Raw genomic sequence first — 11,006 nt, 5'->3', positions numbered from 1 at the left:
GGTTGCTGCTTTACCCACTCTTATCGTTTATATCGTTCTTGGTAAGTATTTCTTAAAAGGTCTTTTATCTGGTTCTGTTAAAGGTTAAGTTTATATCAAAAAAACAGGAGTATTCTCCTGTTTTTATTAAAAGGTGATAATATGTTATGTTATACTTATATATTAAAATGCTCTGATAATTCATTGTATACAGGTTGGACAAATGATTTAAAAAAAAGGTTAGAAACTCATAACTCTGGAAAAGGTTCAAAGTATACGAGAAGTCGTTTACCTGTTGAAATTGTTTATTTTGAAGAGTTCAAAAATAAAAGTGATGCAATGAAAAGAGAGTATGAAATAAAAAAACTCTCCAGAAAAAACAAATTAATATTAATTAAAAAAAACGGTTTAATTTAAAAACTTTTAAAGGCTGTTTATCTGTTGCTACAACAAATGAAAAATCATCTATATTAGTTGCTGCTCCAAAATCGCCATCTTTATTCATACAAACAACAGATATATCCCCAGCTTTTCCTCTTTTATCTGATAATTTTTTATGAAGCTTAAAAACAGCTTTTTCAGCAGATTCTTGAGGACTCATCCCGATTTCCATATTTCTAACTATTTCATATGAAATACTACCTTTCATTATATCTTCGCCCAAACCAGTTGCTGTAGCTCCACCTATATCACTATCAGCATAAAGTCCAGAACCAAAAAAAGGCGAATCACCAACACGACCTTTTAATTTCATAAATAATCCGCTTGTAGATGTTGCACAACATATAGTTTTTTTAAAATCCAAAGCTACCATTCCAACTGTATCATGACCATCATAAGGAGATAGTCCTTCTTTCATGACTTTTTCTCTTCTTAAATTCCATTGTTTCATCGCATTTTCAGTTAACATATTTTTTCTTTTAAATCCATTTAAATCCGCGTATTTTTCTGCCCCTTCAGCAACAAGAAAATTATTAAATCTATTTTTCATAAGAGATCTTGCAATTGAAACGGGATTTGAAAAATTTTTTATTCCAGCTATACCGCCAATAGATAAAGTATCTCCATTCATAAAAGCTGCATCTAATTCAACTTCACAAAATTCATTTGGCAATCCACCAAAACCAACAGAGCTAAATTCTGGATTGTCTTCCACATCCATTATAGCTTCTTCTAAAGCCTGTTCAGAACTAAAATTTTTTTCAATTAATTCAAACCCTTTTTTTATACCTTCAAATGCCATTTCCCATGTTGCTATAATACCATAATGCATAGTATCACTCCTATTTCCATAAATCTTTTTTACTCGTAGACACGGCATAAACTCCATTTGAAAAAAGTTCATTTATTTCTTCTTTATTTCTTATTAAACCTCCAGCAATAATTTTAGTATTTATATTTTTGTATATTTCTAAAAAAAATGGTGCTGCAACTGAAGGCAATATTTCTATCATATCAGGTTTTGTATTTATAATAACATTTTTTAATGCATTGAGTGAGGACGAATCTATTAAAAATACTCTTTGTATGGTAAAAAAATCAAATTTTTTAGCTGCCTGAATGACTGTATTTCTTGTGGATATTATTCCATCACACATATCATTTTTCTTAAGATATTCTATACCTTTTTTGTCTATAGCTATTCCAGAAACAAGGTCAACATTGACTATTAATTTTTTGCCATATTCTTTAGCTCTTTCATGTAAATCTTTCAATTCTACCAAAGAACCTCCAAGTAAGAATATAGAAGCCATTTTAGAGTTTAAAGCCTCATCATAATCATTAATGTCTCTTACAGCTGGTATAACAGTATTTTTCTTGAAAAATATCATAAAAATCTCCTCCTGTAAGTATTTAATTCTATTATACTAAAAATATTAAAAAATGACCCTTGATAAATCAAGGATCATTTTGATAAAATTTATTCTTTTTCTTCCCAATCCATAGCTCTTTTTACTGCTTTTTGCCATCCTTTATATTTTTTTATTCTATCGGATTCTTCCATTTTACTTTCAAAAGTCTTATTAACTTCCCATATATTTTGTATGTCCTTCTCACTTTCCCAAAACTTAACTGCAAGTCCTGCAAGAAATGCTGCACCCATAGCCGTTGTTTCGAGTACAGAAGGTCTTAATACTGGAACATTCAATATATCAGATTGAAATTGCATTAAAAAGTCATTTGCTGCCGCTCCACCATCTACCTTTAAAGCTTTTAACTCTATACCAGAATCCTGTTGCATAGCTTCTAAAACATCTTTAGACTGATATGCTAAAGATTCAAGTGTAGCTCTTACAAGATGTTCTCTCTTTGTTCCTCTTGTTAAACCTAAAATAGCTCCTCTTGCGTACATATCCCAATACGGTGCTCCAAGTCCTGTAAAAGCAGGCACAACATAAACACCTTCTGTATCTTTAACCAGATTAGCATAATATTCTGATTGAGGTGCATCATATACAAGTCTTAATTCATCTCTCAACCATTGTATTGCAGCTCCAGCAACGAATATACTACCTTCTAATGCATAATAAACTTTATCTTCTATACCCCATGCTATAGTTGTCAAAAGGCCATTTTTAGATTCAACAGGTTTTTCACCAGTATTCATGAGCATAAAACAACCTGTACCATAAGTGTTTTTTGCCATTCCCTGTTGATAACAAGCTTGTCCAAAAAGTGCTGCCTGTTGATCTCCTGCAATTCCAGCTATTGGAATATTAGATCCTCCAAAAGTTCGTTCATCTGTGTAACCATATACACAACTTGAAGGCTTAACTTCTGGAAGCATAGATTTAGGTATATTTAACTCTTCAAGTATTTCATCATCCCATTTTAATTCTTTTATATTATATAGCATAGTTCTTGATGCATTGGAATAATCTGTCACATGAACTTTTCCCCTTGTTAAATTCCATATGAGCCATGTATCTATAGTTCCAAATAATAATTCCCCTTTTTCAGCTTTTTCTCTTGCACCATCTATATTATCTAAAATCCATTTTATTTTTGTTGCTGAAAAATAAGCATCTATTACAAGACCTGTTTTTTCTTTTATTCTTTCTTCCCAACCTTTTCTTTTTAACTCATCACAAATGGCTGCTGTTCTTCTACATTGCCATACAATGGCATTGTAAACAGGTCTTCCAGTATTTTTATCCCAAACAACAGTTGTTTCTCTTTGATTTGTTATACCAATTGCTGCAACTTCATCTGGTTTAACTCCTGCCGTTTCAAGAACTTCTCTTGCAACACCACTTTGACTTCCCCATATTTCCATTGCATCATGTTCTACCCAACCAGATTTTGGAAACATCTGTTTAAATTCTTTCTGAGAAACTCCTTTTATTTTGCCATTATGATCAAAGAGTATAGCTCTTGAACTTGTTGTTCCTTGATCAAATGAAAGAATATATTTTTTCATAATTGTATCCCCCTTTTGTTCTTATACACATTTTATTTAAAATATTAAGTTAAATGTAAATGCACCTATAATACCACCTATGATAGGTCCTATTACAGGCACCCATGAATATTTCCAATCAGATTTACCCTTGCCATGTATGGGTAAAATAGCATGTGCTATTCTTGGTCCTAAATCCCTCGCAGGATTTATTGCATAACCGGTTGGTCCACCTAATGACATTCCTATAACAAATACTAATAAACCAACAGATAATGCAGATACTCCATTTTGTAAATTATTTGTTCCTATAAAAAGAATACCAAAAACGAGCATAAAAGTCCCTATAATCTCTGTTAACATATTTTTACCATAATCTCTTATAGCTGGTGCCGTACAAAAAACAGCTAATTTGCTTTCTTGGCTTTCAGTTTCTTTCCAATGAGGCAAATAGGTCAACCAAACCAATACTGCACCAATAAATGCCCCTATTAACTGAGCAAATATATACATAGGCACTTCAGCCCAAGGAAATTTTCCTATTGAAGCTAATCCAACTGTAACAGCCGGATTCAAATGAGCTCCGCTTATTTCACCAGAAGCAAAAACTCCCATCGATACTGCTAAACCCCATGCAAAAGTTATGACTATCCATCCGGAGTCTTTTGCTTTCGACTTATTTAAAGAAACCCCAGCAACAACTCCATCGCCCAACAATATCAGAACAGCTGTTCCAATAATTTCAGCAACAAATGTCGACATTTTCCCCACACTCCTTAATATATAATTACACCTTAAGGGAGTTCTTCTTTTTCAACAGATCTTGTAGATATTATATTCACATCTTCATAAATTTTTTTAATTAGAATATCCCCCCTTTTAACAGGTGCTTTAACTACTGTTTTTCTTATTATTTTCATAGCTTCTTCAACAAATTTTAAAGGTAATGGTTTATCAGACTTTACAGATGTGAGAGGCTGTTTACCATTCTTAACGAGAATACTTGTAACAAGAGTTCTCTTGGGATCTATTATTTCATCTATAACAAATTGCCTTCCTTTTTCACATCTGTTTCCTTCAATACTTTCTATAGTTTTATCTTCATAAAATTTTATTGTAACTTTACATCCAACAGGGCAATTAACACATGTCATTCTCTCTTCAAACAATTTCATAAGCTTTCACCTCTATAATTTCATTAAAATTCTTTATATCTCTTAATTGAATTTTTATCATTTCCGAAGGAATAGCTTCATTTATAACTTTTTTTATTCCATATTCAGGTATTTCTATGCATATTTTATTAAAAGGTTTTTTTACTCTTAAAAAAAGTTCTCCTTTAAAATCAGTGTTTATATATGTAGGATACATTATTCCTATATTTTTACTTTTTTGAAGTTTTATAATTTTATCATCTTCATAATTTTTTAATGCTTTTTTTGCAGCAAATCTTCCGGCTTTTTCTCCTTGTGCTGCAACATAATCAACTAAATCAAATACTACAGTACAATTACCGGCAGCAAATATCCAATCAGCAGATGTTTGATTTGTATTGGAAGTTATAAAACCATTATCATGATTTAAAAAGTCAAAAGGTTTAATATTTGGTATCAATCCTACAGAAGATATTAAAGTGTCTACTTCAAAAATCATATCTTCTCCATCGACATAATTGAATCTTTCATCTACTTTTGTAGTTAATATTTTTTCAACTCTTTCTTCTCCACTTATTTCTTTTACAGATCTTGAAAGATATAGAGGTATATTAAAATCTTTTAAACATTGTTGAATATTTCTTTCAAGCCCTCCAGGATATGACATAATCTCAATAACAGCTTTAACATCAACTCCCTCAAGAGTAAGTCTTCTCGCCATTATAAGTCCTATATCACCAGAACCGACTATTAAAGCTGAATTTCCTGGTTTCAAATTCATTAAATTCATATATCTTTGAGCAAGTCCTGCCGAAAAGACTCCTGAAGGTCTTTTACCAGCTATTCCTATAGACGAAAATGGCCTTTCTCTTGCCCCTGTTGCAATAACCATAGTTTTTGTATTAATCGTATGAACACCATATTTATTAACAAGAAAAACAGATTTATCTTTATTAACTCCCAAAATATATGATTTTGGTAATATTCTTATCTTTGGATTAAAAATTTTTTCTTGCATAATCTCTTTAAATTCAGGACCGGTTAAATCTTCTTTTAGATATTGAAGTCCAAAACCATTATGTATGCATTGATTTAAAACTCCACCAACATCATCTTCTCTTTCAACTAAAATAACTTCGGCATTTTCATCTGCTGCACCTAATGCCGCTGCTAGACCAGCCGCTCCACCGCCAACAACAACAACATCTGTATTATAAATCATAATCTCACCTCTGAATCAATAATCCAAGTTCCTTTTTCATTCATAACAATATCTTCTGGTTTCTTATTCAATTCTTCTGCCAAAATTTTTACTATTTTTGATGAGCAATAACTTCCTTGACATTCTCCAAAAGATGCCCCTGTCAAAAATTTTATATCTTCTAAAGTTTTTGCACCTTTTTTTATAGCCGCTTTAATATCCTTTTTGCTAACTTTATTGCAGAAACATACAAGTTCTCCAGCTTCTGGATCATTTTCAATTCTTTCATTCCAAAGATCTATATCTTCTTCATTAAATACTCTAAAACTATCTACTTTAGGATTAAAATCTTGTCTTTTTAAGAATTTTGTATTCATTTCTTTTTTTATAATTTCATCAACAACATATTGAGCAATTGCAGGTGCAGCAGTCAATCCAGGAGATCTTATTCCACTTACATGTACAACATTTCCCTCACCTTTTCCTATATAAAAATCTTTTTCAGCCGTTTCAGGTCTTAATCCAGCAAATGTTTTTACAGAATCTTGTCTATAATTTATTTCTGGAACTAATTTTAAACCTTTTTCTCTTATTTCAGAAAGACCCTCATTGGTATTTGAAAAATCTTTTTTATCTCTTATTTCTTGAGCATTTGGTCCTATTAAAAATCCACCATCTATAACAGGAACTACTAAACATCCTTTAGATATTTTATTGGGTATTGGAAAAATTATAGAATTTACATATTTAAACTCTGGTTTTGTGAGATAATATTCTCCTTTAACAGGATATATCTTTGGAACTTCATCTCCAAATAATTTTGCTATTTCATCTGCATATAAACCTGCAGCGTTTATAACTATATCTGCTTCAAACTCAAAATCATCTTCAAATTTTAATAAATATCTTTTATCATTCATTTCAACATCTATGAGTTTTTTATTAAAATAAAGTTTTCCACCATTCATTTCAACATTTCTTGCTGCTTGATGAGCCACCATCCATGGATTAACTATACCTGCTATAGGACAGTAAAAAGAAGCTATTATATCTTCATTTACCTTAGGTTCCATCTTCTTTAAAGTTTCGCCTTTTATAATTTGATATTCTTCAACTCCATTTTTTATAGCTTTTTCCACCAAGGAATTTATATACTCTAAATCCTCTTCTTCAAATGCAACTACATGTGATCCACATCTTTTTAAATCAAAAGATAGATCTTTTGAAAGTTCATCATACATTTTATTTCCTTTATAACTCAACTTAGCTCTCAATGTATTGGGAGTATCATCATAACCACCATGAATTATTCCAGAATTAGCTTTTGAAACCATTCTTCCAGGTCCCGATTTTTCATCAAAAATAGCTACATCCTTCTCATATTTAATTAATTCTCTTGCAATTAAAGTACCTACAACACCAGCACCTATTACAGCAATCAAAAAGGTCACCTCCAAAAAAATAAAAACCACATAGCTTGAGCGTTAAAAAACGCTTAATCTATGTGGCTTTCTCATATTCTCCGCCTTTTATTCAATTTCATATATTATAGCAAATTCACAAACAATTTTGCAAACTCATTAAATTTCAAATAAGAGCAGTTATCTCGAAATATTCAGATTAAATATCTATATAACTTCAAATATTCAAAAATTAATAAAATAAAATTAATATTTTCACAATATTAAAAAGCCATATCAAATTGATATGGCTTTTTTTAATTTATATTCCAAATATACTCAAAATCTATTCCAAGAATTAATATTGGAACATTCTCATTAGATGGTTTATAATATTTTATATTATTATGTTCAGACTCTGGCTCTGCATCAACAAGTTTAAGTTTATTAAATATATATCCTTCATCAGCTCTAAATCCTATACTTAAATTATTAAGAACATTGAATTTAAAGTAATTTTTCCAAATTAATTTATTTTCAAGTACAGATTCATCTAAAAGTTTTGTACTATTTTTATGTCCATCTATTCCTGAATTCCAATCAGGTTTTTCATGCCAAGGATTGGCTGGTGATTTGCTACCTGAAACAGAATATTCTATACTTCCCTTATACAATAAATCACTTGAATTCTTTTCATTATTATATGTAATCATAAAAGAAATATTATTTTCACCATTGTAATACCCAATATAATTATCTTCATTTAAAATAGTTTTATTAATAGTTTTAACCTCATACTCAACATCAGGATAATAAGTATATCCATACATAGTATTTTGAGTAGAATTACCATAAGGCTCAAATGTATACTTAGTTGCTCCAGCATGATAAAGACCTATATTACCAAATTTCGTATCGAAATTTCCACCCAATGACCATGCTATTTTATCTGGATTTTGATATCCTTCTGGTTTTAAGAATCTATTCATATTTATATCATCAACCAATATTTGAGCATATGCATAATAATAATCTTCTTCTATGTCTATTAAAAATCCCATTATAGAATTATCATTTCCATTTTGCTGCCAAGGATTACCTGAACTTACATTTATATACTGAACAAAAAAATTTGGTATTGGATTTAAAAAATATTCTGCATCAAAATATCTACCGGTATATACTATAGAATCTTGATATGCAAATCTTATATTTCCAAATTTTAATCCATAAACTTTATAATTAGCACCTCTATCTGGATAAGAAAGGGCAGAATTTTTATTTAACCTAATCCATCTCGATCCATAAAAGAAATTATCATCTTCAAATCTAAAGTTTAAAATCATTGAATTATTTCCCAGAGAAGATATAAAAAGTGAATATGGTGAATGAACTTCATCATAATGTTCAAAAATTCCAGCATCAAACTCTATATTTTCATATTTCATTGATACTCCACCATTATTCATATAATAATAGTATTTATCAAGTCCTCCGCCTTGTCCAGCTCCATATTTTCCATCACTATTTAAAGACATATCTGCTAAAAATTTAAAATACTCATATTCATGACTTAAATCAAATCTCATTTCAGTTGAAAGTTTATCAAAATCTAATTTTGGATTTAAATTAAACTTAACATCGAATGAAAAAGATAAAATGGATATGATAGAAATCAATAAAACTGCAATTTTTTTCATAAAATTCAGCTCCTTATACTTTTTTATACGTATATTATACAATGTCATCTTAAAATTAATATATAAAATAAAAAAAGAATAAGAATTTAATATTAAAAACAGACTTTACCTTTACCTGATCTTTTCACTTCATACATTTTATCATCGGCTATTTTTATAAATGTATCCATATCAAAGTTTTTATCATATTTAGATATTCCACCACTCATAGAAATACTTTCAAAAAAATTTATACTTTGAATCGAATTCTTTATTTTAAAACAAAATTCTCTTATATAATCATCGTTTTTATTGTTAAAAAAAACAACAAATTCATCTCCACCATATCTTCCTATAAAATCATCTTCACTTATATTATTTTTTATTATTTCTACAACTTTTAAAATTACTTTATCTCCTTCTAAATGGCCATATTTATCATTTAAATTTTTAAAATCATCTATATCAAACATCATTAAATACATATTCTTATCAAAAGTATTCTTTAAACAAAATTCAACCTTTTCAAAAAAATGATTCCTATTAAAAATTCTGGTTAAAGGATCATTTTTAGCCAATTTTTCTAAACTTTCTTTTTTACTTTTCAATTCTTGAAAATATATATACATCAAAAAATATAAAGATAAAAATATTGTCAATATCTGACTGTATACAGATAAAATTTTTTCATGTATATTTTGTTCTCTATGAAACATATTAGGATTAAAGTATTGTAAAAATATTAAAAAAGTTATCATAATAAAAAAAGACAAAAAAGCTACTTTTTTTCTATTTCCATCTAAACTTAAAAACAAATATACTATAAATACTGGAAAATGATATGGTACGGTTCCCAATATACCACCATCTAATATCCAAATTATGGGATAAAAATTAATAATAGTAATTATATATACTAAAAAATGTATATTTTTCGTATAATCAACAAATTTTGTAAACAAATAAAATATCAAATAACATATACCTATAAAGAATAGTATAAATCCAAATTCAGTATTAAATCTTAGAAAATTCATAAAAGAACCTTGTAAACAAGCCAAAGTTCCAGTGAGACAAGACACATAAAAGATCTTTTGTTCTAAGGAGTTTTCTTCCCCTCCAAAAATTAAATCTAAAAATTTATGATTCATAGAAGTCCTCCCAAAAAGATATCATATACGAACTAATTATAATATATAATCTTGATAATTCTTTTTAATTTGTTAAAAAACAGAAACATTTTTATTATATTTATATAAACCTTAATATTTTATAAACATAATATTTTACAAAAGGTCTATATATATATTCTTTAAACTTTTATTAATTTTATTATTGTAAGATTTAATTATAATCAAAAGGAGGGACTTTATTATGAAAAGAGTATTAATTTTATTATTATCTTTAAGTATTTTCAGTTTATCTTTTGCATTCGATATAGTTGGAGGTGGAACTTATAACACTCATAACTTCGACTATTATATCGACAACGAAAAATCATCTGTTGATGAAGACATTAAAGAACAAATTTCAAAAGGGTATGGTGCATATGCTGGAATGGCCTTGTATTTAAATCATAACTTAGGTATAGAAGGAGGAATTGATTGGTTCAACAGTTCTTATAAAAACTCAGATGACAGTTTCTCAATTTCTCAAAATACATTTGGACCATATGGTGCTTTAAAATTAAAGGTAAATATACCAGCAACTCCATTTTCTTTTGATGCAAAAGCAGGTTTAATTTACTATATGAATGAAACTACTTCAAAAGGATCTATTGGCTCTATATCTTTTACACCAGGTGAAAAATATACCGGTATGGGATATGTACTGGGTGCTGGATTTAATTATGAAATAAAAAATGGATTTAATATAAATCTTAATGGTAATTACAGAATAGCTAAACTTCCTTTGACTGAAATAAAAACAATTTCAGATGATAATTATAAAAAATATGAAGGTACGAAAAAAGAATTAGATTTAGGTGGTATGAGAATTGGAATTGGTTTAAGTTTAGAATTTTAATTAATGATCAAATAAATATAATGAAGTAATAAATTAACATGTTTGATTTATAATTATATTAAAAGTAAATAAAGGGTCTTCGGATTTTATAGTGGAATTATCTTTTTAAAGTTTAAAAATAATTAGTGTTCAAATCGGAATATCTGGTGGAATACTAAGTGTCATAAA

General features: G+C 28.7%; 11 protein-coding genes and 1 pseudogene. 3 read left to right on the top strand and 9 right to left on the bottom strand.

Annotated elements, in window-relative coordinates; genetic code table 11:
• Both C7380_RS13880 and C7380_RS13145 read left to right on the top strand, forming a co-directional pair.
• Nucleotides 1-88: pseudogene (locus C7380_RS13880) on the top strand (carbohydrate ABC transporter permease); the annotation flags it as partial.
• Nucleotides 89-141: 53 nt separating this feature from the next.
• Nucleotides 142-396 carry a GIY-YIG nuclease family protein gene (locus C7380_RS13145; protein WP_109606663.1) on the top strand — a complete coding sequence of 85 codons (255 nt, stop codon included), beginning with the start codon at nt 142-144 and terminating at the stop codon, nt 394-396.
• On the opposite strand, the gene C7380_RS13140 is transcribed toward C7380_RS13145, so the two are convergent.
• The 9 genes from C7380_RS13140 to C7380_RS13100 all read right to left on the bottom strand — a co-directional run bounded on the left by C7380_RS13140 (nt 374) and on the right by C7380_RS13100 (nt 9,964).
• Nucleotides 374-1,252 (bottom strand): glycosylasparaginase, encoded by an 879-nt coding sequence (locus tag C7380_RS13140; protein ID WP_109606661.1) that lies wholly within the window; start codon nt 1,250-1,252, stop codon nt 374-376. The genes C7380_RS13145 and C7380_RS13140 overlap by 23 nt on opposite strands.
• Before the next feature lie 10 nt (nt 1,253-1,262).
• Nucleotides 1,263-1,811 carry a glycerol-3-phosphate responsive antiterminator gene (locus tag C7380_RS13135; RefSeq protein WP_109606659.1) on the bottom strand — a complete coding sequence of 183 codons (549 nt, stop codon included), beginning with the start codon at nt 1,809-1,811 and terminating at the stop codon, nt 1,263-1,265.
• 89 nt (nt 1,812-1,900) lie between these two features.
• On the bottom strand, nt 1,901-3,400 hold the full coding sequence (gene glpK, locus C7380_RS13130) for a glycerol kinase GlpK (protein WP_109606657.1): 1,500 nt from the start codon (nt 3,398-3,400) through the stop codon (nt 1,901-1,903).
• A 36-nt stretch (nt 3,401-3,436) separates the two neighbouring features.
• Nucleotides 3,437-4,150, bottom strand: coding sequence for an MIP/aquaporin family protein (locus tag C7380_RS13125; protein WP_305081390.1), 714 nt, complete (start codon nt 4,148-4,150; stop codon nt 3,437-3,439).
• A gap of 23 nt (nt 4,151-4,173) precedes the next feature.
• Nucleotides 4,174-4,554 carry a DUF1667 domain-containing protein gene (locus C7380_RS13120; protein ID WP_109606653.1) on the bottom strand — a complete coding sequence of 127 codons (381 nt, stop codon included), beginning with the start codon at nt 4,552-4,554 and terminating at the stop codon, nt 4,174-4,176.
• Complete coding sequence (locus tag C7380_RS13115; protein WP_109606651.1) at nt 4,541-5,755, bottom strand: NAD(P)/FAD-dependent oxidoreductase; 1,215 nt, start codon at nt 5,753-5,755, stop codon at nt 4,541-4,543. The genes C7380_RS13120 and C7380_RS13115 overlap by 14 nt, the downstream gene beginning before the upstream one ends.
• A complete protein-coding gene (locus C7380_RS13110) occupies nt 5,752-7,185 on the bottom strand; it encodes an FAD-dependent oxidoreductase (RefSeq protein WP_240597632.1) in 1,434 nt (477 codons plus the stop codon). Before C7380_RS13110 ends, C7380_RS13115 begins: the two co-directional genes overlap by 4 nt.
• A gap of 266 nt (nt 7,186-7,451) precedes the next feature.
• On the bottom strand, nt 7,452-8,834 hold the full coding sequence (locus C7380_RS13105) for a hypothetical protein (protein WP_109606647.1): 1,383 nt from the start codon (nt 8,832-8,834) through the stop codon (nt 7,452-7,454).
• A 92-nt stretch (nt 8,835-8,926) separates the two neighbouring features.
• Nucleotides 8,927-9,964, bottom strand: a complete 1,038-nt coding sequence (locus tag C7380_RS13100) for a GGDEF domain-containing protein (RefSeq protein WP_109606645.1) — start codon at nt 9,962-9,964, stop codon at nt 8,927-8,929.
• 223 nt (nt 9,965-10,187) lie between these two features.
• Here C7380_RS13100 and C7380_RS13095 point away from each other — a divergent pair, with 223 nt between their 5' ends.
• Nucleotides 10,188-10,838 carry an outer membrane beta-barrel protein gene (locus tag C7380_RS13095; RefSeq protein WP_109606643.1) on the top strand — a complete coding sequence of 217 codons (651 nt, stop codon included), beginning with the start codon at nt 10,188-10,190 and terminating at the stop codon, nt 10,836-10,838.
• Nucleotides 10,839-11,006 lie beyond the last annotated feature (168 nt).

This window comes from Oceanotoga teriensis (assembly GCF_003148465.1).
Taxonomy (GTDB): domain Bacteria; phylum Thermotogota; class Thermotogae; order Petrotogales; family Petrotogaceae; genus Oceanotoga; species Oceanotoga teriensis.
Note: the sequence above shows the minus strand (reverse complement) of the source record. Positions and strands in the feature narration are given on the sequence as shown.

Coding starts and splice junctions, on each gene's coding strand:
- C7380_RS13145 (WP_109606663.1), top strand. CDS start 142: ATGTTATGTTATACTTATATATTAAAATGCTCTGATAATTCATTGTAT.
- C7380_RS13140 (WP_109606661.1), bottom strand. CDS start 1,252: ATGCATTATGGTATTATAGCAACATGGGAAATGGCATTTGAAGGTATA.
- C7380_RS13135 (WP_109606659.1), bottom strand. CDS start 1,811: ATGATATTTTTCAAGAAAAATACTGTTATACCAGCTGTAAGAGACATT.
- glpK (WP_109606657.1), bottom strand. CDS start 3,400: ATGAAAAAATATATTCTTTCATTTGATCAAGGAACAACAAGTTCAAGA.
- C7380_RS13120 (WP_109606653.1), bottom strand. CDS start 4,554: ATGAAATTGTTTGAAGAGAGAATGACATGTGTTAATTGCCCTGTTGGA.
- C7380_RS13115 (WP_109606651.1), bottom strand. CDS start 5,755: ATGATTTATAATACAGATGTTGTTGTTGTTGGCGGTGGAGCGGCTGGT.
- C7380_RS13105 (WP_109606647.1), bottom strand. CDS start 8,834: ATGAAAAAAATTGCAGTTTTATTGATTTCTATCATATCCATTTTATCT.
- C7380_RS13100 (WP_109606645.1), bottom strand. CDS start 9,964: ATGAATCATAAATTTTTAGATTTAATTTTTGGAGGGGAAGAAAACTCC.
- C7380_RS13095 (WP_109606643.1), top strand. CDS start 10,188: ATGAAAAGAGTATTAATTTTATTATTATCTTTAAGTATTTTCAGTTTA.